The organism is Wolbachia endosymbiont of Drosophila tsacasi, from assembly GCF_028982115.1.
GTDB lineage: Bacteria > Pseudomonadota > Alphaproteobacteria > Rickettsiales > Anaplasmataceae > Wolbachia > Wolbachia pipientis_B.
On sequence record NZ_JAPQLJ010000036.1, the window covers coordinates 1 to 21,140 of the forward strand.

General features: G+C 35.4%; 21 protein-coding genes and 2 tRNA genes. 9 read left to right on the forward strand and 14 right to left on the reverse strand.

Going from position 1 to position 21,140, the window contains the following annotated elements; all coding sequences use genetic code 11:
- On the forward strand, nucleotides 1–498 hold a 498-nt coding region (locus OZD70_RS02165; protein WP_275020072.1), incomplete at its 5' end, for a transposase.
- Nucleotides 499–614: 116 nt separating this feature from the next.
- Nucleotides 615–1,787 carry a 2-oxoglutarate dehydrogenase complex dihydrolipoyllysine-residue succinyltransferase gene (odhB, locus tag OZD70_RS02170; protein WP_275020564.1) on the forward strand — a complete coding sequence of 391 codons (1,173 nt, stop codon included), beginning with the start codon at nucleotides 615–617 and terminating at the stop codon, nucleotides 1,785–1,787.
- Nucleotides 1,788–1,825: 38 nt separating this feature from the next.
- Here odhB and OZD70_RS02175 read toward each other — a convergent pair whose 3' ends face one another.
- The 3 genes from OZD70_RS02175 to OZD70_RS02185 are packed head-to-tail and all read right to left on the reverse strand — an operon-like array spanning nucleotide 1,826 to nucleotide 4,714.
- Nucleotides 1,826–3,262, reverse strand: a complete 1,437-nt coding sequence (locus tag OZD70_RS02175; protein WP_275020566.1) for a tetratricopeptide repeat protein — start codon at nucleotides 3,260–3,262, stop codon at nucleotides 1,826–1,828.
- A gap of 17 nt (nucleotides 3,263–3,279) precedes the next feature.
- Complete coding sequence (locus OZD70_RS02180) at nucleotides 3,280–3,972, reverse strand: hypothetical protein (protein WP_275020569.1); 693 nt, start codon at nucleotides 3,970–3,972, stop codon at nucleotides 3,280–3,282.
- Nucleotide 3,973: 1 nt separating this feature from the next.
- Nucleotides 3,974–4,714, reverse strand: coding sequence for a hypothetical protein (locus tag OZD70_RS02185; protein WP_275020571.1), 741 nt, complete (start codon nucleotides 4,712–4,714; stop codon nucleotides 3,974–3,976).
- Between the two features lie 239 nt (nucleotides 4,715–4,953).
- On the opposite strand from OZD70_RS02185, the gene secA reads away from it, so the two are divergent.
- The gene (gene secA / locus OZD70_RS02190; protein WP_275020573.1) at nucleotides 4,954–7,614 is read left to right on the forward strand and encodes a preprotein translocase subunit SecA; all 2,661 of its coding nucleotides are present in this window, start codon (nucleotides 4,954–4,956) and stop codon (nucleotides 7,612–7,614) included.
- A gap of 154 nt (nucleotides 7,615–7,768) precedes the next feature.
- On the opposite strand, the gene guaA is transcribed toward secA, so the two are convergent.
- Together guaA and OZD70_RS02200 are read right to left on the reverse strand one after the other, a co-directional pair.
- On the reverse strand, nucleotides 7,769–9,331 hold the full coding sequence (guaA, locus tag OZD70_RS02195; RefSeq protein WP_275020576.1) for a glutamine-hydrolyzing GMP synthase: 1,563 nt from the start codon (nucleotides 9,329–9,331) through the stop codon (nucleotides 7,769–7,771).
- 103 nt (nucleotides 9,332–9,434) lie between these two features.
- Complete coding sequence (locus OZD70_RS02200) at nucleotides 9,435–9,959, reverse strand: DUF2924 domain-containing protein (RefSeq protein WP_275020577.1); 525 nt, start codon at nucleotides 9,957–9,959, stop codon at nucleotides 9,435–9,437.
- Nucleotides 9,960–10,596: 637 nt separating this feature from the next.
- On the opposite strand from OZD70_RS02200, the gene ubiH reads away from it, so the two are divergent.
- A complete protein-coding gene (ubiH, locus tag OZD70_RS02205; protein WP_275020580.1) occupies nucleotides 10,597–11,745 on the forward strand; it encodes a 2-octaprenyl-6-methoxyphenyl hydroxylase in 1,149 nt (382 codons plus the stop codon).
- Between the two features lie 120 nt (nucleotides 11,746–11,865).
- Here the strand turns inward: ubiH and OZD70_RS02210 are convergent, their stop codons facing one another.
- Nucleotides 11,866–12,912 (reverse strand): gamma-glutamyl-gamma-aminobutyrate hydrolase family protein, encoded by a 1,047-nt coding sequence (locus OZD70_RS02210; protein WP_275020585.1) that lies wholly within the window; start codon nucleotides 12,910–12,912, stop codon nucleotides 11,866–11,868.
- An 89-nt stretch (nucleotides 12,913–13,001) separates the two neighbouring features.
- Nucleotides 13,002–13,074: transfer RNA gene (locus OZD70_RS02215), tRNA-Phe, on the reverse strand.
- Between the two features lie 81 nt (nucleotides 13,075–13,155).
- Between OZD70_RS02215 and coaD the strand changes: the two genes are divergently transcribed.
- Both coaD and OZD70_RS02225 read left to right on the forward strand, forming a co-directional pair.
- Entirely contained in the window at nucleotides 13,156–13,662 is a 507-nt protein-coding gene (coaD, locus tag OZD70_RS02220) for a pantetheine-phosphate adenylyltransferase (protein WP_275020587.1), read from the forward strand.
- 68 nt (nucleotides 13,663–13,730) lie between these two features.
- On the forward strand, nucleotides 13,731–13,922 hold the full coding sequence (locus OZD70_RS02225; protein WP_275020589.1) for a zinc-finger domain-containing protein: 192 nt from the start codon (nucleotides 13,731–13,733) through the stop codon (nucleotides 13,920–13,922).
- Nucleotides 13,923–13,946: 24 nt separating this feature from the next.
- On the opposite strand, the gene OZD70_RS02230 is transcribed toward OZD70_RS02225, so the two are convergent.
- Genes OZD70_RS02230 through rpsB form a run of 7 tightly spaced genes read right to left on the reverse strand, consistent with a single transcriptional unit; the run spans nucleotide 13,947 to nucleotide 18,397 of the window.
- Nucleotides 13,947–14,573, reverse strand: coding sequence for a phosphatidate cytidylyltransferase (locus OZD70_RS02230; protein WP_182182813.1), 627 nt, complete (start codon nucleotides 14,571–14,573; stop codon nucleotides 13,947–13,949).
- A complete protein-coding gene (uppS, locus tag OZD70_RS02235; RefSeq protein ID WP_182160027.1) occupies nucleotides 14,563–15,258 on the reverse strand; it encodes a polyprenyl diphosphate synthase in 696 nt (231 codons plus the stop codon). Before uppS ends, OZD70_RS02230 begins: the two co-directional genes overlap by 11 nt.
- A 7-nt stretch (nucleotides 15,259–15,265) precedes the next feature.
- Nucleotides 15,266–15,391 (reverse strand): hypothetical protein, encoded by a 126-nt coding sequence (locus OZD70_RS02240; RefSeq protein WP_259346581.1) that lies wholly within the window; start codon nucleotides 15,389–15,391, stop codon nucleotides 15,266–15,268.
- Between the two features lie 6 nt (nucleotides 15,392–15,397).
- On the reverse strand, nucleotides 15,398–15,955 hold the full coding sequence (frr, locus tag OZD70_RS02245; protein ID WP_275020590.1) for a ribosome recycling factor: 558 nt from the start codon (nucleotides 15,953–15,955) through the stop codon (nucleotides 15,398–15,400).
- A gap of 7 nt (nucleotides 15,956–15,962) precedes the next feature.
- Nucleotides 15,963–16,697, reverse strand: a complete 735-nt coding sequence (gene pyrH / locus OZD70_RS02250; RefSeq protein WP_182182811.1) for a UMP kinase — start codon at nucleotides 16,695–16,697, stop codon at nucleotides 15,963–15,965.
- 10 nt (nucleotides 16,698–16,707) lie between these two features.
- A complete protein-coding gene (gene tsf, locus OZD70_RS02255; protein ID WP_275020593.1) occupies nucleotides 16,708–17,568 on the reverse strand; it encodes a translation elongation factor Ts in 861 nt (286 codons plus the stop codon).
- Nucleotides 17,549–18,397, reverse strand: coding sequence for a 30S ribosomal protein S2 (gene rpsB / locus OZD70_RS02260; RefSeq protein WP_275020595.1), 849 nt, complete (start codon nucleotides 18,395–18,397; stop codon nucleotides 17,549–17,551). The genes tsf and rpsB overlap by 20 nt, the downstream gene beginning before the upstream one ends.
- 192 nt (nucleotides 18,398–18,589) lie before the next feature.
- On the opposite strand from rpsB, the gene OZD70_RS02265 reads away from it, so the two are divergent.
- The 3 genes from OZD70_RS02265 (at nucleotide 18,590) to glmS (ending at nucleotide 21,087) form a co-directional block, all read left to right on the forward strand.
- A tRNA-Asp gene (locus OZD70_RS02265) sits at nucleotides 18,590–18,666 on the forward strand.
- A 130-nt stretch (nucleotides 18,667–18,796) separates the two neighbouring features.
- A complete protein-coding gene (yajC, locus tag OZD70_RS02270; RefSeq protein WP_275020597.1) occupies nucleotides 18,797–19,243 on the forward strand; it encodes a preprotein translocase subunit YajC in 447 nt (148 codons plus the stop codon).
- Nucleotides 19,244–19,275: 32 nt separating this feature from the next.
- The gene (gene glmS / locus OZD70_RS02275) at nucleotides 19,276–21,087 is read left to right on the forward strand and encodes a glutamine--fructose-6-phosphate transaminase (isomerizing) (protein WP_275020599.1); all 1,812 of its coding nucleotides are present in this window, start codon (nucleotides 19,276–19,278) and stop codon (nucleotides 21,085–21,087) included.
- Nucleotides 21,088–21,140 lie beyond the last annotated feature (53 nt).

Here is a 21,140-nt window from a genome sequence, read left to right on the forward strand (position 1 = left end):
CGAATAACTGGTATGGATTTTACTAAAGTTCCAGGGCTTGATATACTAAGTATACAGACTATAATTTCAGAAACTGGTATAAACCATAATAAATGGTCAACAGAAAAACACTTTTCATCGTGGTTAGGACTCAGCCCTGCCAATAAAATTACAGGAGAAAAAGTGTTTAGCACAAGAACGCGTAAAGTCATTAATCGTGCTGCGAATGCATTTCGAATGGCTGCTAATTCTGTAGGAAATAGTAAAAGTTCATTGGGTGCATACTACAGAAGATTAAAAAAACGATTAGGAGCACCAAAAGCAATAACAGCTATTGCAAGAAAAATAGCATGCATATTTTATAGTATGCTCAAATACGGACAAGAATATGTAAAAAAAGGAATGGAATACTATGAAATACGATATAAGGAGAGAGCTGTAAAATTTTTGATCAAAAAGGCACGAGAATTTGGCTATACTTTAGTGCAACAAGAGGAGCTAGTTAAGGAAGTTTCTTAGAAGTATGTTATCCGTTTGTCACTTCTAAATGATAAGAGCCTTAATGAATTTATTAGTTTATTACATGTCTCTTTTCATGTATAAATCTATAGAAAGTTTTATACGGAAATTGTTTTATGAGCAAAATTATAGAAATCAGAGCGCCAAAGACTCTTGGTGGTGAGTCAGTTACAGAAGGTATAGTAAGAATAAAGAAAAATATTGGAGAAGCAGTAAAAGTAGATGACTTGATCTTTGAAATTGAGACTGACAAAACAGCACTCGAATTAACTGCAGAAGCTTCAGGGCAAATAACTGAATTTCTTGTAAAGGAAGATGATGTGATAAGTCCTGATCAATTGTTAGCGAAGCTTTCTGTGGGGGAAGTAAAAGAGGAAGCGAGAAAAGAAGATAAAAGCGAAAGTGCTGCTAAAAAAGATGCTCCATCAGCTCGTAAAATTATGGAAGAAAATGCAATCAGTGCAGAAAGTGTCAAGGGAACTGGCATAGGTGGTAGGATAACAAAAGCAGATGTGATAGGCCACATGAACAAAGCTGAACAGCCTGCAATAAAACAATATGAATTGCCAAAAAGTATAGTAAGTGGAGAGCAAAGAGAAGAACGAGTAAAAATGAGCAAAATAAGACAAGTAATTGCCGCTCGTTTGAAGGCGTCGCAAAACACTGCTGCGATACTGACCACATTCAATGAGATCGACATGAAAAATGTTATGGATCTAAGAGCGAAGTATAAGGACATTTTTGAAAAAAAATATGGAATAAAACTTGGTTTCATGTCGTTTTTTATAAAGGCAGCGGTGCAAGCACTGAAAGAGATCCCTGAAATTAACGCTGAGATCTCAGGCGATGAAATCATATATAAACATTACTATGACATAGGTGTTGCTGTTGGTACTGACAAAGGCCTTGTTGTGCCAGTTATTCGAAATGCTGATCAGATGTCATTCGCAGAAATTGAGTTAACTTTAGTTGCTCTTGGCAAAAAAGCTCGCGAAAGTAAATTACAAGTATCAGAAATGGAAGGTGCAACATTTACCATCTCAAACGGTGGAGTATACGGTTCACTTCTTTCTACTCCGATAATAAACCCTCCGCAATCTGGAATACTTGGCATGCATTCAATACAAAACAGACCAGTTGCTGTAGGCAGCTCAATTGAAATTAGACCTATGATGTACATTGCCCTCTCCTACGACCACAGAATAGTTGATGGCAAAGGAGCAGTAACTTTCCTCGTTAAAATAAAAAATTATATAGAAGATCCAAGCAGATTAGTTTTGGAAGTGTAGCTCAAATGAGTTATTGTTAATCTAGTGTTGCTAAAAGCCTAAATATCATCTAGCTCTGCCAGCAGTTTAGCAACTTCCGGATGATCAGGGCCATAGTGTTTTTCAAAAACAGGTAAAGCACGTTCAAGCAACTCTCTTGCTTTCTGAGAACTACCTAAAGCATTATGAGCAATACCAAGATTTACCAGCAGTATAGCAACTTCGAAATGGTCAGACCTGTAATGTTTCCTTTTGATTGCTAAAGCCCACTCAAGTAACCTCTTTCTTTTCTTATGATAACCTAGACCCCCATAAATGACACCTAAGTTTGACAACAGTTTAGCAACTTCAAGATGGTCAGGATCGTAATGTTTCTCAAAAATAGGTAAAGCACGTTCAGACAGCTCCTTTGCTTTCTGAAGATCACCCAAAGCATAACAAACAAGACCGAGGTTTGCCCGTAGTTTAGCAACTTCGAAATGATCAAGTCCATAATGTTTCTCTTGAATTGCTAAAGCTTGCTCAAACAACTTTTTTGCTCTCCGGGGATTATCTAAATTCTCATAAGCGTGGCCAAGGTTTGTCAGTATGACAGCAACTTTAGGATGATCAGAGCCATAATGTTTCTCAAGAATAGGTAAAGCCCATTCAAACAACTCTTTTGCGTTCCGAGGATTATCTAAAGCATTATAAGCAATACCAAGACTTACCAGCAGTGTAGCAATTTCATAATCAGGGATAAAATGCCTCTGAAGAATAGGTAAAATCCATTCGATCAACTCCTTTTGTCTTTTAGGGTTACCTAAATCAGAGTATCCATCATTAATCCACATTAACAAATCTAAAAGATAATCCTTTTCTATTGTTTGCTTTTCTGAAGAATTTTTTTCTAGCAAATTATCCATATGTGATAAAAATGCTTCTAAATGTGGTAATAATTGTCGTTTCTTAGCATAATCTTCTAGTTTATCACTGTGGTAAGGAAAACCCTTTTGTAATAGTTGAAAAACAGTCTTTATGTCTTCTTTAGTTTTTCCACTTTTCTCTGACTTTAGCCTTATAACTTCTTGAACCAAGCTGTGTATTAACATACTATGATCTTCTTTGGTAGTTAACATGGAGTAACTTATTAATATTCCAAACGCTTCATGGAAAGTTTCTAAGGAAGGATTATTTTCTTGATTATCAGCAAAGATTTCTAGTAAAGATTGAGGAATAGGACTACCATCTAAGTAAGCACAAGCAGTAAGCCAGTTAGCCGCCAAAGAAGATTCTTTTTTTATTGCTTCTACTGTGATGTCCCATGTAACATACACTATTGCTGCAGTCTCTCTATTAGCGTCGGCTGGAAATGTTTCAAGCAATGTTTTATCAGATAATAAAGCTCGTTTTCTATCGTTATATAATTTCAAATAGTCTGAAATATTTATACCTGTTTTCTTTATATAAGCGCTTGCTTGGGCTAAAGCTAGAGGTAAATGATCTAACGTCTTCACCAATGCATCCACTTGAGTTATATCGAGTTTTTTCCTTTTACTTCTAGTATCTTACAAATGTAGCTCCTTGATTCTCCAGGTTCAAAAACATCAACAGAAATAGTGTTCTGTGGTTGTGGCCAGCCAAATGTATAACGAGAAGTTAATAATATCTTTCCTCCTTCTATAGGAAGTAAATCTGCTATATCTTTGTAGTTAGGAGCGTTATCGCATATCAGTAGCCACCCAGCACGTTCAGGGTGTTCTAGCCAATACTTAACATGCTTGGCGTGATCTTCTTCACAAACGTTTTCTCTGTAACCATGAATAACGTTTAGTCCACGTCCTAACTTGATGTACTCGTTAATTAAAGTATTTCTCTCTCGTGTATCAAGCCAAATTATCCATCTATATTTTTGGAGCTTACTCCAAATAAATTCTAATGCTAATTGTGTTTTACCTATTCCACCTATTCCATGACAAGCAACTAGTGTTGCTGTATCATTAGCTTTCAGGCATTCTTCTATTTTATCTAGCAGCGCTTCTCTGCCGACAAAGTTATAATTTCGAAGAGGGACTTGCCAAAATTCAGGTAGATCTTCTTTAAGTTTGAGACTATAAAGATGTTCTATAGCTTTCTTAAAATAATTGTCTTTTCTTGTTAGGTAAGGAACTTTGCTACCTTTTGCCAAGCGTTTCTTTACATCTTGATATACAGAACCAAAAACCATATCAGCGCCTTTTTTTCTGATGTTTTGTATTTTTTTCTATTTCTCTCTTAATGATACTCTCTAGTTTTGGTTGACTAGGTTGATTAGCTACAAACCTTATTCTAAGTAAAAAATCTTCTATTTCATCTTCACTGCCGCAACTGAAGTATTTTTTCAGTTCAAGATGATTTTTTATTTTGTAGCACGTTCCTTTTTGACCTTCATAAATGCTTAAAATGTTATCATCTGTTAACTTTGACTCTTCCAGATACTCCTCTAATGTTTCTACTTTGCCTTGCTTTTCTGTACCTTTTTTTAAGTTCACATTAACATTAGCATGAATGACAAGTGTAATATCACTGTTCTTATACTCAGGGTTTTGCTTAATCTTGAAATAAGATTCAACAAAATATTTGTTTAATCCGAAATTCTTTTTTTGTCGCTTTCTATCGTTTCCATCAACAAACAAATCTCCAAATGTAATATTCTTTGAAAGTCTAGGCTTATTGCAATGCTTAACTTGAACCAAAACAATTCTCGACTTGTTTTGATCTTCATGTTCAAAAAAAATATCGTCAAAGGCTCCAAAACCTTCTATATTTGATGCTAACCAAAAGTCACTTTCACCTCTTAACCCATGAAGTAGGTACAACATTGATAATGTTATTTCGTAATCATAACCATAAATGCCTTCTGATGTACCATCTCTCTTCTTAAATGTACGATTACTAAGTATTTCAGACTGTTTGTTTTCTACATTCACGGCTCACCGCCCCACCAAACATCACCAACAACTTCATTCGATAAAAGTCACCAAGTGCCTAAGATAATGCAACAGATTCTTTAATATTTCAATAACAGTGCCTGCAAGAACAGGGTTGGAAGTGTTCCTTTGTTTATTACCTTAGTATATGAACAAGGATTCCCCGAATCTAATATATCATTGCTGTAGGCTGCATTTAGTAATATAATCTCATATTAAATAAGACGTTACTTAAGTTTATGCTAGATTCTCCGCTAATTTTGACAGCCATTCTTATATTTTTCATTTTTACGTTGTCATTCTTTTTTATAAGAAAGATATTTGGATCAACAAACAAGAAGATAATAAAATCCTTTAGGAAAATTGTTCAGCAAATAAATGCATTAGAAACAGAAATGCAGAGCTTATCTGATGAGGAGCTTGCTGGTAAGACCGAAGAATTCAAACGAGAATTGAAAAATGGAAAAACGTTAAATGATCTTCTCGTACCTGCATTTGCTGTTGTGCGCGAAGCCTCTCGACGATTCCTTAATATGAGACATTTTGATGTTCAGCTAATTGGTGGAATGGTGCTTCATAATGGCATGATATCAGAAATGAAAACAGGGGAGGGAAAGACACTCGTTGCAACTTTAGCTGCATACCTTAATTCTTTAGAAGGGAAAGGCGTGCACGTCGTAACTGTTAACGATTATCTTGCAAAACGAGACACAGAGTGGATGAGCAAATTATATAATTCTCTTGGGGTTTCTGTTGCATTTATCACGAATAACTTGACAGACGAAGAGAGAAAAGAGGCTTACAGTGCAGATATCGTGTATTCCACAAATAACGAGCTTGCCTTTGATTACCTGCGAGATAATATGAAATTTTCTCAAGAAGACATGGTTCAGAGAGGCTTTCACTACGGAATAGTTGATGAAGTAGACTCAATACTCATTGATGAAGCTCGCACTCCGCTTATTATTTCTGGCCAGATTGAGGAAAACAATCAGATATATAAGCATATCAATAAAATAGTAACTAAATTAGTTGACTCTGATTATGAGGTGGATGAGAAGGGTAGGGCAGTGTTTCTTACTGAAGATGGTATTTCACGCGTGGAAGAACTACTCAGGTCATACAATCTCATTCCTGAAAATTCCTTGCTCTATGATACTGACAGTATGATAATGACTCATTATATAGACCAAGCATTACGTGCACATAAGCTGTTTACTGCTGATAAAGATTATATAGTAAAGGATGGTAAGGTAGTGATTATTGATGAATTTACTGGGCGTATGATGGAGGGCAGGAGATATTCCGATGGTCTTCATCAGGCACTTGAAGCGAAGGAGAATCTTGAAATTCAGCATGAAAACCAAACCTTAGCATCGGTCACATTTCAGAATTACTTTCGTATGTATAATAAACTTTCCGGAATGACTGGAACAGCAGCAACAGAGGCAGAAGAGTTTCGTGATATATACAGACTAAATGTAGTAAAAATTCCAACCAATGTATCTGTAAAAAGAGTTGATATTGATGATGAGATTTATGGCACAGGAAAAGAAAAATTTAATGCTGTATTGAAGTTTATAGAAGAATGCCACAAGCGCCTTCAACCAGTCCTAGTTGGCACGGTAAGCATCGAAAACTCTGAGAAGCTTTCTGCGCTTTTGCAAAGCCATTCTCTTAAGCATTCAGTATTGAATGCTCGTTATCATGAACAAGAGGCGTACATAATAGCACAAGCTGGAGTGCCAGGTAGTATCACTATAGCAACTAACATGGCAGGACGTGGAACTGATATTCAACTCGGTGGAAACGCTGAAATGATTGCAAAGGTAGAGCTGAAGAAGATAAAAAATGATGATGAAAGAGTAAAAAAATACCAAAAAATAGTCGAAAGAGTAAAAAAAGATAAGGAAATTGCTATAAAAGCTGGTGGTTTATGCGTGGTTGGAACCGAAAGACATGAAAGCAGGAGAATAGATGATCAATTACGCGGCCGTTCTGGTCGTCAGGGGGATCCTGGACTTTCTAAGTTCTTTTTATCGCTTGAAGATGACCTAATGAGAATATTTGGTTCTGATAGAATGAGAAGCTTTTTACAAAAAGTAGGGTTAAAGAATAACGAAGCTATTCATCATCCATGGATCAATAAGGCACTTGAGAAGGCGCAGAAGAAAATTGAAGCTAGAAATTATGATTTGCGGAAGTCTTTGCTTAAGTTTGATGACGTAATCAACAACCAACGTAAAGTTGTTTTTAAGCAGAGAAACAATATCTTAGGCAATAAAATTAATGATTTACTTGAAGTATATAGCGAAGTAAATGAGAGCATAGTAGAAGGTATAATCCAAAGTGGCTATTATGAGGATTATATTGAAGATATAGTCAAAGAATTCCATACAAGGTATGGAATAACGCTTGATAAAGAAGATTTAGCAAAGTTTTTAAACAAACAAGAAGCTTTGAATTATATAAATGATAAGATACAAGAATTTTTTACTGAGAAAGAAAAATATTTCAACAGTCAGCACACTACAGATTTGTGGAATACGATCGTGAAGCAAATGATGATAATGACACTTGATCATTTATGGAGGGAACACCTTTCAGTTCTAGAGAGCCTAAGACAAAGCATAAGCTTACGTGCCATGGGGCAGAAAGATCCACTGAATGAATTTAAACGCGAAGCTTTCTTGATGTTTGAGTCAATGCTTGAAAAATGGAAGGAACTCACCATTCATCGCTTAGCACACTTTAAGTTGGCAGACAACCAAGAGATAGGCAATAGGTTATATTCTGCTAGAAATAGCAGACTTCCCAAAGTCTCAAGAAATGACAAATGCCCTTGCAACTCCGGAAAGAAATACAAACACTGCCACGGCGCAGTTACTGTGGTAAATTAGGAGCTGTAGTCTGCTGCGCATTACTGCAGCTAACCTCACTTAATTTACTGCCAATTGTAACTCCATAGGCAGAGCATATAACTCCATAAACAGTTTGTACAGCTGTGCACGGTATCTCAACCGCTAACAAAGCGGGATGACTAGACTTTTTGATTTACTCCCACTCAATGGTTGCTGGTGGTTTAGAAGTTAAGTCATAGACAACTCTATTTACTCCGGAAACGTTATTAACAATTATACTGCCAACATTCTGTAAAAAGTCCCAAAACACTAGCGAATGCTGATCCTTATCCTCAAATGGAAATGCATCAGCCGTCATACCATCGGACGATGTTACAGCCCTTAAAGCACAAACATATCCGTATGTACGACCATCTCCCATGACACCTACAGTTTTTATTGGTAATAATACAGCAAAAGCTTGCCATATCTTATCGTATAGATCGTAATTTTTCATCGTATTAATATATATTTCATCTACTTCTTGCAATATTCGCACCTTTTCTTCATCGACTTCACTTATAATCCTCACTGCAAGTCCGGGTCCAGGAAATGGATGTTGAAATATTATCTCGTCTGAAAGCCCAATTTCTTTTCCAAGTAGCCTTACCTCATCTTTAAAGAGGTAGCGTAAAGGCTCTACTAGCTTCAGGTTCATCTTTTCTGGCAACCCACCAACATTATGGTGAGACTTAATTGTACTAGTGTTGTCTGAGGCATGCCCTGACTCAACTACATCAGAGTAGATGGTACCTTGCATCAAAAAATCCACATCACCTATTTTTTTTGCTTCTTCTTCAAACACTTCAATGAAAGCGTTACCGACAATTTTTCGCTTTTCTTCTGGATCAGTTATCCCCTTCAACCTACTCAAAAATAAATTTGATTTATCAACGTAGTTTATCGGAATCTCTTTTAACATAGTAATGGTCTGGTTCTTGCGTAACAACCCAGTATCGATAAAAATACAGTTCAATTGTTTTCCTATAGCTTTATGTGTGAGAGCCGCTGCAACACTTGAATCAACCCCACCACTTACTGCAGCGATTACTTTTTTCTTTCCTACTACATTTTTGATTTTTTCCTTCTGCTTTTCAATAAACGATTTCATTGTCCAGTCTCTCTCGCAATTTGCAATACCCAAGAAGTTAGAGAGCAATTTACTGCCATTTGTTGTGGGCCTCACTTCAGGATGGAACTGAGTACAGTAAATCTTCCGCTGTTCGTTAACAATCATTGCAATTGTTTGATTTATCACACCTGATGCAATAACAGTAAATCCCTGTGGTATAGTATCAACACTGTCCGCATGGTTCATTAATACATCCACTTCAGAATTAACATCCCAGGTATCCTTTATAATGGGGGATTCTTTTAGTATCTTGATTTTAGTTCTGCCAAACTCCTGTTTGAAACTCTCTTTTACTTTTGCTCCAAAATAATGACAAATGAGTTGCTGTCCATAGCATATTCCAAGTATAGGAACGTTTGTTGCCTTATTAAGTTTTATAATTTCATGTACTACTCTACTTGTTTCAGAACAATCATCATTTACAGATTGTGGTCCTCCAGAGAGAATAAACCCATTGAATTTTGATATTGTTTCAAAACTGATGTTGCTTGGAAATATTTCGCAATACACACCCATTTCTCTGACTTGTCTTGCGATAAGCTGTGTAAACTGTGAACCAAAATCAATAATAGCAATTGCTGACAATTTGCTCCTCCATATTATTTAAAAGTGATATCTGATAATAAAGAAAATAAAGAAGCAAGTAAACTAAGACCTCTTTAAAACTTTGACGGACAGCGTGGGTTGGCTATGATCCATTTTTATCTGAGAAGAACTTTTTACGGTGGTAGCTTAGAGTTCTTAGTCCTTCTTCAGGGTTAAGGCGTAACTTGAAGAACTCCCAACCATCACAACTTTGACCAGTAATTCTTGTACCAGCTGCAGAAAGGGAACTGTAAATTTCTCCATTATAAATAAACTTTACTTCATTTCTGACTATAACTTCATATGTTTTACTTTTATATATTTCAATAAGTGTTCTACCTATGAAGAGAGCTTTTATGACTTCTCTATTTTGTATTGTGCTATATTTATTCTTAATTATCCTAACTTTTTTAGACTCATCTGTTTTAGGTTTATCTATTTGAAGCTCACCTATTGGTTCATTACCCACCATATTGTTTAACATTTTGTTTATTACATGGGTTGCTGCTTCATCCTTAATTTCTTCTATTTTCTTATCTACATATTTTTCTACTTCACTACGTACATGCCCTTTTAATTTTTCAAAAAAGTTCTGCAAGTCGAGTAAAGTTAATTCAGATGTTTCCACAAAAACCCCCAGTTTTATTATCACGTATCAATAATACATCTAGTATACTTAAAATATCTTTAAGAAAGGCGACTCTGACCCTCAAGTAGCTAGTGTTAACTACCGATATCGTACGTGAACCAAAATCAATAATGGCAATTGCTGACAACTTACCCCTCCATATTATTTAAAGCAATATCTGTAATAAAGAAAATTATGGGGCAAGCAAACTATAGCTAAAGTGACTTAGGTTTACCTACAATTTGAAAAACCGTCATTCCGCTACTAGTTAGCGCCGCGCACAACTGTACGAACATTGTGCTACCAGAAGGGCAATGCCTCTTATCCAAGTACCCTCTTCTTGTCATTCCAGTCTGGAATCCAGTTTTCCATATAACCTCATCAAAAATGTTTATTTTCTGGTTACTTTTATACTTATCAACTCAGTATGCTTACTTACAATTAAAATTCCTGGATCCCAGACTGGGATGACACCCTCCTGATGGACCCAAATCACAATGTTCGTACAGTTGTGGAATGAATCGCGGTATGACGTAGGGAAACCTTTCTTGGGTTAGCTATAGGTCTTTATCTATAAAGTTTGTTTAAACTATTTTCAAAATAGATAAAATATAATTTTACAATTAGCGTAAATAAAATGAATTATGATGTAATCATTTCAGGTGGTGGGCTGCTTGGTCTTATTACTGCAATTAGCCTCAGTTGTGACTCTGTGTCTATAGCTGTGATTGAAAAAAATAGTCTACCACGTGTAGTAGATGACAACCGAGCATTTGCTATTTCTCAAGGTTCGAAAAAAATATTGGAAAAATTAGGGATTTGGCAGTTTATAGAAAGCGAAGCTGAGCCAATACTTGATATATGCGTATTAGATGCGGTTACTGTGCATTACAATCATAAAATGGTTGGTGAAGAACCAATGGGTTATGTTATTAACAATGCTACTATATGGAATGCAATCAACAATAATTTTTTGAATAAACTAAATATATACTCTCCACATTCCTATAAAACAATTGCTTGTGATTCAGGATATGTGGAAGTTATTCTTGATAATAACCAGGAATTAATATCATCGCTACTTATCTGCGCTGAAGGCAAGAACTCTAAACTACCAGAGTTATTTTCTATACCGACAGTGAAATTTGATTATAAACAAAGTAGCATGGTATTTAATGTAAAGCATGAACTGCATCACCAAAACTTAGCTGTAGAGCGTTTTTTTCCTGGCGGTCCATTTGCAATTCTACCGATGAAGGATGGCTATACTTCTTCGATAGTTTGGACAGAAAAATCTGGAATTTCAAAAATGCTAATGAACCTATCTGAAGAGGAATTTATCGTGGAACTCAAAAAAAGATTTGGTTCTTATTTAGGAGAGATAAAATTAGAGGGTGAAAGAAAGCTTTATCCTTTAAGTTTTGTTTTCGCAAAAAAGTTATATAAGGGTAGAGTTTTGCTTATCGGCGATGCAGCACATTCAATTCATCCAGTTGCAGGTCAAGGGCTTAATCTTGGAATTAGAGATGTAGAAGGTGTTATAAAGCACATAGTTGCTGCAAAAGCATCTGGTATTGATGTTGGCAGCAGTTATTTATTAAAGAAAATTTCACGTGACAGATACTTTGATAATTTTACAATGGCGCTTGCAACTGATGGATTAAATAGGATGTTCTCCAACAGAATATTCTGCGCTAAAGCACTAAGAAATCTTGGCTTGATTGCAGTTGAAAATTCAGATTTCCTCAAAAAAAGCTTCATTCGGCATGCTATGGGGTTTAGATAAACCACTATTTTATAGCTAATGCAAGTCATACCGCCACGGTATCTCTAGATCCCGCTAACAAGCAGCGGGATGACGAATTTGTCGTTTTTCAAATCGTCGGTAAGCCTAAAGCTATAGGCATTAAGCACGATAAAGAAAATCATTTATAATCGCTATAGCAACTAGTGTAGACACTTGACGTTCCTTGTGATTTGATAAATAGAGGTTTTTATCTGATTTTACAACAAGGGCTTCTGGATGACTTTGAAAGTAGATATTACCATGCTTATCTTCAATAGCCTCTATTACCCCATCGCTGGAAAATGCTGCAACTTTATATCCAAGTAACTCCAATTTTCTTCTATTTTCTGGCGTATTACTCACTGCCCCTGAATGAGCATCTGGAAAATATGTTGAAAACCAGCCATTTTCATTAGGTATTAAGAATTTAGCCACTAATTCCGCTAAACGACTGTTTGGAATGATCTTTATCTGCTGGAGAGGTACGTCCTCTTTCTGTGGATTAGGTGATGATTTTAAATGAGATCTTTGCTTCTCTTCATCACTCACAAGATTTGCCACACTCACTACTTCAATTCCCTTTGCATTCATTATGCCTTGCAAACCACCACATATGCCAAGTAAATGAATTGCAGGGTTATCATCAATTGCTTTTACAATTGCTTCAGTAACAAGCTGGCGACAAGGAGTAGTAGGAAAAGGTTCGGAGTGTAAATTATAGTAATTTCCTGGAATGAATATTCTATTTATTTTGTGCTCTTTAATGAATTGTGCAACTTCAACTTTTATTCGGTCTAATGTTAACTTCTTTGCCAATGTTTCATCTTGTTTTGCGAGATTAAGTGACTCTGTCTGAATTTTTTTAAGGCTAATTATTTTATTATAATCAATTAGTACAATTTTAACTCTAAAATTATTAAACATCTCGTAGACATTTTGAGATAGCCCAAGCTCATGCGGGTATGTCTCTTCTTCCGTTTTCAACAAACCAACAACTATGTCATCATTTACTCTATTTTCTGCCGTCAAGATAGTTGATGCTGGTTCTTCTTTTCTGGTGACATGTTGAGATGCCGGTTTTTCACTAACGCCAGCATAAGCAATATTGCTTAATAATAGAACTATAATTAATAAAATATTAAATATTCTAATATAATATTTATACATATAGTTTACCCTCTCAACACTTATATCAATATTATAACATACTACAGAACATTTTGCAACAAAAAAGTAAATTTGGTAAGAAAGAGAAGTGGCCTGAGCAGGAATCGAACCAGCCACACAAGGATTTTCAGTCCTTTGCTCTACCAACTGAGCTATCAGGCCAACTATATACTTTCATTTTTAGATAAAAAATGTTATTATGTCTATCAAAAGTTTTTAAAGTAGTTTATATAAAAATAAAGGATGAACATTAATAATAGAATAGGAATCTACCCTGGCACATTTGACCCTATAACTTTTGGGCATGTTGACATAATAAAAAGAGCGTGTAAACTAGTCGATAAATTAATAATAGGAGTTGCAGAAAACGTTAATAAGCATATTGCCTTTGACACCAAGCTACGCACAAGCATGGCTGAAAGTGAAATCAAAGGCCTAGGAATTGATGCAGATGTTATATCTTTTAATGGGTTGCTAGTGAAGTTTGCCAAAGAGCAGAATGCTTCTGTTATTATTAGAGGATTAAGAGCAGTATCGGATTTTGATTACGAGTTTCAAATGAGTTGGGTAAATTATAAACTTCTTCCTGAAATCGAAACCATATTTCTTCCTGCTTCTGAAGATACTCAATTTATCTCATCAAGTTTTGTAAAGGAAATAGCAAGATTAGGAGAAGATGTTAGCAAATTTGTATCAAAAGGCGTTCAAAACGAATTGATTAACTTAAATAGGATAAAAAATGGAGAATAGCATGCGTTGTTTTTTATTTATAAATGGGTATATTTAATATATAAAATGTTATAAGCTAAAGGAGTAGCATGTCAAAAGTGAAGGTGAATAATAGAAAAGTTTGTTGCCATGGTGATGAGAATGATGAGGGTTCCGGCCATCCATTAATATATTTAGATATGGGAGAAGAAGAGGAAATAGCCTGCCCTTATTGTGAAAAGACGTTTGTCCATGACTGTACTGTAGAAGCGGTTAGGGAGCTGACTAGGGATGACCTCTAATGGCACTTTATTTCTTCTGCAGACTTAGCTTATGTAAATAGCAATAAGAGGGGCAGTAAAAATGAAGCTGTCCATACGGTCGAGCACTCCTCCATGGCCAGGTATCATACTTCCACTATCTTTAACACCGTAAGCTCTTTTAACAAGCGACTCAGTGAAATCGCCAAGTTGCGCTAGAATAGCGATTGCAAGGCCAATGATTGGAGAATAAAGAATTGAAAATAAACCAAAAAATATTGATCCAAAAATTGTGCACACTACTCCAGCTAAAATCGCACCAAGAAGTCCTGTCCAAGTTTTTCCAGGGCTAAGAATTGGGCAAATTTTAGCTCCACCAAAATTCTTACCAAATAGATAGGCAGTAATGTCAATTCCCCAAATGGTTAAGACGAACCATACTAATGCATATTTTCCCTGTGGTAGATTATATAAATATATTAATGAGGCGCTTGGTAGCGCAATTAATAATAATGCAAAAACGTATAAAATTTCGTTTCCTTGGGTTAGATTATACCATTCAAAAGAAGATAAAACTGCTATTGAAAAAATCAATAGGTAAAACGATAAATCACTGAAATATGTAGCAAAAGAAAATATGAATAATATTACTATTGAGGACAACATTCTAATTATAAAATTATTATCTACCATATTTTTTCTCTCTTTTTATATAATCTTCTAATGCTTTGCTCAAATCTTGACAAGAAAAATCAGGCCATAAAGTATCACAAAAATATAATTCAGCATAAGCTGCTTGCCATAATAAAAAGTTGCTTAACCTTTTTTCGCCGCCAGTGCGAATTAATAAATCCAATTTTGGCAGATCTTTAGTATATAGAAATTTTTCAAATTCCTCTTCTGATACATAAGCAATATTTTCTTTTATAATATTGCTTATAGCTTGTGTAATTTCTTGCTTTGCTCCGTAACTGACTGCCACAGTGAGTAATAAACCATCGTTCTTATGTGTCATTTCTTCTGCTTTTTTAATTTGATCCAATATTTTACTGGATAACAGACTTAAATTGCCAATAAAATTCAACTTAATGTTACAGTTACAAATGAAATTGACTTTATCTTCATTAGTTAAAACGGAGTAAAATAAATCAAATAGACAGTCAGTTTCGTTTTTGGGTCTAAGCCAATTCTCCATAGAGAATGCATACAAAGTTAAGTAGGGTATGGTTAGGTCTGTACAATACTTGGCAATATCGTATGCAACTTCACTGCCCTTTTTATAACCATCAATTTTTACCTTTCCTTGATTGTTTGCCCATCTACCATTACCATCCATAATAATTGCTAAATGTTTCGGTAAAGATTCTTGATTCAACATTTAAAGTTCACCTAAACCACCCGCCAACACTCTCTTCTGTCATCCGAGTAGCTGACACTGGGATGACGCCCTTCTTGGTGGAATTTGCTCTCAAATCACAACGTTCATATTCACTATTGAAGGCTTTTTTCATATTACCTTAGTGATGCAATATATCCTTTTCTTTGATGGACAATTCACCATCAATCTTTTTTATATTATCATCAGTAATATTTTGTATTTCCTTCTTAGCACCATGAAAATCATCTTCTGAGATCTCCTTATTTCCTTTCATTTTCTCTATTTCTTCCATAACATCTCTGCGTATATTTCTGATGGCAATCCGCGCATTTTCAGAAAACTGATGCAATAATTTTACTAATTTTTCACGGGTTTCTTGTGTTAAGTCCGGAAGAGCTATACGTATGGTATTGCCCTCAACAACAGGATTTAAATTCAAGTTGGCATTTAATATAGCATTTTTCACTTCACCTACAACATTAATATCCCAAACTTTAATTGATAGGGTTTTGTTATCTATAACTGAAACGCCTGCAACCTGATTTAACTTTTGATGTCCACCATAGATATTTACAACTATACCATCAAGCAACGATGCACTAGCTCTACCAGTGCGTACGCCTTTAATATCATCATGAAGGGACTGAATAGTTTTTAGCATTCTTTCTTTTGTTTTAGCTTTTATTTCATTTAACATAAATTACCTACTGTTTACAATCTGAAACTATAGTATAAGTACCTTGACCCTTAATAATATTGACTATTTTTTCTCCCTTCAAAGAAAAAACTATAATTGGAATAGAATTCTCACGAGCAAGTGAAATTGCTGATGCATCCATAACTTTTAAATCACGAGTCAATAAATCCGTGTAAGAAAGCCTATCATACATTACAGCATCCTCATTTTTTTTCGGATCAGCAGAGTATACACCATTTACTTGTGTACCCTTTAGAATAACATCACAATTCATTTCAACAGCACGTAAGGCTGCAGCTGTATCTGTAGTAAAAAATGGGTTGCCTGTGCCTGCTGCAAAAATTACCACTCTACCTTTTTCTAAATGACGAATAGCTTTCCTTCTTATGTAAGGTTCACATACAGTGGCCATGGGTATTGCAGATAATACCCTAGAAGCTACTAAATTTTTTTCTAAAAAGTTTTGTAAAATTAAAGCATTGATTATAGTTGCAAGCATTCCAATATAATCACTGCTTGCTCTTTCACAGCCACTTAAAGACGCAGATGCGCCACGAAAGATATTACCACCACCAACAACAATACATACCTGAACTCCAAGCCTGTTAACATCAGCTATATCTTTGCATAATTGGCTTATTATTCCCATATCATGGCCAAAAGACTGTGATCCCATCAAAGCTTCACCAGAGATCTTCAATAACACTCTAGAGTATTTTACTTTATCTGCTAAGGAAGACATTTCTTACCATTTAGTTTGCACTGCCCAAAACAAGTAACTTGTAATCAGATAATTTAATAGCACTCACCTCGCTTGATTTGATAAAATCAGAAACCTTCATTTTATCATCTTTTATGAACTTTTGTTCTAGTAAAACAACTTCTTCATAGTACTTAACCATTCGGCCATCTACTATTTTTTTTGCTACTTCTTCAGGTTTATTTAAGCTCTTTACTTGCTCTTCAATTATAGAACGTTCATTTTTCAACTTCATTTGATCTAAATCATCTATAGACAAAGCTTCAGGCTTCATAGCAACTATGTGCATCGCTATTTGTTTTCCAATATCCTGTAACTTTGCCTTATCACCGGGTGATTGCAATGCAACTAAAGCGCCAGTTTTACCTAAACCACGTACATCACCGTGTACATAACCAGCAATAACTCCATCCTTAGTCTCTAGGTAACAAAGCTTGCTCAACTCTAACTTTTCACCAAGAACTGACGTACCATTCATAATAGCTTTCTGCACTGTGCCAATGCTTTCATACTTGGAATTTTTTAACTCATCAACGCTAGTACAGTGTTCTTGATGAGCAATTGATGCTAAATTTGAAACTAACTCTATAAATTTCTCATTCCTTGCAACAAAGTCGGTTTCGCAATTGAGTTCAACCAATGCACCATAATTTTCAGTCAAACACATAGCAACGAGCCCATCTGAAGCTAATCTATCAGATTTTTTGTCAGCTTTAGCAAGACCTATTGTGCGCAACTTATCAACGGCTTTCTTGATGTCACCATCACATTCTTCTAATGCTTTTTTACAGTCACTTAAGCCAAGCCCTGTCCTATCACGTAATTCCCTTATATTACCTGGATTCATCTTCATTTGTTACTACCTCCCTTTCTTCTTCTTTGTAAACTTTACTACGTTTCCTTTTAGTTTGCACAATACCATCTTCTTTTTCTTGAATAAACTTATCACCTTTTATATTATCAATCTTAACTCCAGATCTTGCTAGACTAGACTCTATTCCAGCTAATATAGAGTCGGTAGCTAATTTACAATAGAGCTCTATTGATTTTCTTGAGTCATCATTTCCAGGTATTAGATAAGTAATATCATCTGGATCAGAATTAGTATCAAGTATTGCAACTATTGGAATTCCTAACTTTTTAGCCTCCTTAACCGCAATATGCTCTTTATTAGTATCAATGATGAATAAAATATCAGGAATTGCTCCCATTTCTCTAATACCACCAAGCGCCTTATCAAGCTTTTGCTTTTTCTTTTCAATGTTCCCCAATTCTTTCTTTGTTAAAATGCTATCCTCGTCATTTAATATTTTCTCATATTGCATCAAGGTTTTTATCGAAGAAGAAACAGTGTCCCAATTAGTAAGCATACCACCAAGCCATCGATGATTCACATAGTATTGACCACAACGAATCGCTTCACTTGCAATAATATCAAAAGCTTGAAACTTTGTACCAACAAATAGAATGCGACCACCTTGAGATGCAACGTCATATAAAGCCTTCATGGCCACCTGTAGCAATGGTAATGTTTTTCGCAAGTCAATTATATGTATACGATTTTCTTGATGCACTCCATATATGTATGGAGCCATTTTTGCGTTCCAGCGACTAATTTTGTGACCAAAATGTACACCAGATTCAGCTAAATCACGCACAGTGACTTCAGGCAAATTTATCATATATCATTCCTCCAAATAGTTTATCTTCCATGGCATAACCCTAATGGAACTACTTGTACAAGCCATGTGTGAAATTAAATTATTTACATAGTAATAGAAAAGACAGCAAAGCGCAAACAAAAAATATTGACAAAGGGCAACATGTTTATTAGCTTTAAAGTCGAAGCCCGAAAACGCTAAAAAGAAATTAGGGGGGGTGTAGCTCAGTTGGTTAGAGCGCATGCCTGTCACGCATGAGGTCGTGAGTTCAAGTCTCATCACTCCCGCCATACTGGTTTTAGCATAATCTAAAATCCGCAATATTATTGTCGGTATTTAGAAACGTTTTCACCAGACTTGACATGGCATGGTATTGTAATTATAAATAGGTTTTTTTATCATTAACAATTAGGATTAAATATGCTCATTTCTGAAGTTTTTGCAGCAGATGCAACTAGCAATGTATCAAGTATCGGCGCATCTTTTGCTAGTTTTATTCCATTGATTTTAATATCTGCAGTAATTTATTTTCTCATTATTCGCCCACAACAAAAAAAACTAAAAGAACATAGAAAGATGATAGATCAAATAAAACGTGGTGATACAGTCATTACTTCTGGCGGGATAATAGGTGAAGTTAATAAAGTTGATGAGGCAAATGCACAATTTGTAATAGAAATAGGACCAAAAGTTGAGGTGAAAGTCCTAAAGTCTGCTATATCTGAAGTTTTAAACAAAGAAACTCAAAAAGTGGCAGCTAAACCAATTGAAAAAGGCAAAATTGAAAAGAGTGATAAAAAGAATCAAAATCAACCACCAGAGGAAAGTAAAAAGGGAAAAGATGATAAAGGCAAAAATGCTGCATAACTTTAAAAGAAAGTTCATTTGGTGATCCATTTGTGTGCGGAATATTTGGTGTAGTAAGTAGCGGTGATTCAGTAATACCAACTTTACTAACTGGGTTGCAAAAATTGGAATATAGGGGATATGATTCCTCAGGTATAGCAATCATAAATAACGAAGGCGAGATAGAAGTCAAAAAATCAGAAGGTAAAGTTAAAAGGTTGTATGAAGTTGTTGATGAAAGCAAGATGTCTCACAGTACAGTTGGTATAGCACATACCCGCTGGGCTACACATGGAGTTCCAGGCCTTAAAAATGCTCATCCCATTCATACAAATAATGTTGTTGTTGCTCATAACGGCATAATTGAGAATTACAATCTGCTAAAAAAGGGTCTAGAAGAAAGGGGAATGTTATTCCATACTGATACTGACACAGAGATCATACCAAATATGCTAACCTTATATCTTGATGAAGGATTGTTGCCAGTTGATTCTCTATTTAAGTGTTTAAACAACTTACATGGCTCATTTGCCTTGGTCTTATTATTTGCAGAATATCCAGATGCCTTATTTGTTGCGAAGAGAAATTTGCCTTTAGCAATAGGCTATAACTGTAACACAGTGTTTGCTGCATCTGACTCTAATGCTTTAAGTACATTTGTGGAAAGAATATCGTATTTGGAAGATGGTGACATTGCAGTGATAAAATCTAGTGGAGTTAGTATATACAACAATGGTACACAAGTTAAACGCAGTATAGAAAATAGTAGTCCAAGTAATTTTCTAATTAGCAAAAATGGGTATCCTAGCTTCATGTTAAAAGAGATTTTTGAGCAACCGCGTGCATTAAACAAAACAATAAATCAATTTTACAAGCAATATAAAGAGGTCAACAAAAAATTGTTTTCTGAGCTGAGTTACATTACTATAGTTGGATGTGGGTCATCTTATTTTGCTGGGCTCATAGCAAAGTATTGGCTGGAAAGTGTCGCTCAAGTTCGAGTATATCTAGAAATCTCATCAGAATTTAGGTATAGCAACGTCAAATTAGAAGAAGGCAGCATTGGGTTATTCATCTCTCAATCTGGCGAAACTGCAGATACCATAGAAGCGCTGCGTTATGCGAAATCACAGAAGCAAACAATCATTAGTATAACTAACACATTTAATAGCAGCATTGAAAAGATCTCAGATATTGTGTTACATACTCTTGCTGGGCCAGAAATTGGTGTTGCTTCAACAAAAACCTTTTCTGCGCAACTTGCAACTTTAGCATGCTTTGCCGTGGAGCTTGGAAAAATAAAAGGTATACTGGGTGGAGAGAGAATAAAACAGCTAAGCAGTGCTATCAATTCTATTCCCGAGTATGTTGAGCACGTTTTGAATGTGATGAAAATACAACATATATCAGGCAGCATATTAGAACACAATAACGTTATTTTAATCGGCAGAGGAAGTTCATACGGAGTTGCAATGGAAGGCGCATTGAAGATAAAAGAGCTTTCATACATTAATACCATTGGTATTGCAGCGGGGGAAACAAAGCATGGTTCTATTGCTTTAATAGATTCTACTGTGCTTGTTATAGCAATTATCCCTTATGATAGTTTATTCTTTAAAACGCTATCTAATATACAAGAGATTATTGCAAGAAAAGGCAAAGTAATTGCCTTCAGTGATAAACAAGGAGCGCCGTTTCTCAGGGGAATTTGTGCAGATGTGGTGCAACTTCCAGACACTGATAATTTTATCTCTCCTATCATCTATAGTGTTGCTATGCAATTCCTTGCTTACTTTACTGCAGCAAAAAAAGGGTTAGATGCCGATTGTCCAAGAAATTTAGCTAAGTCTGTCACGGTTGAGTAGTCCATTTAAAGTTAAAGCTAGACTTCTAATCAAGGTACTCAATGGCGTCAACT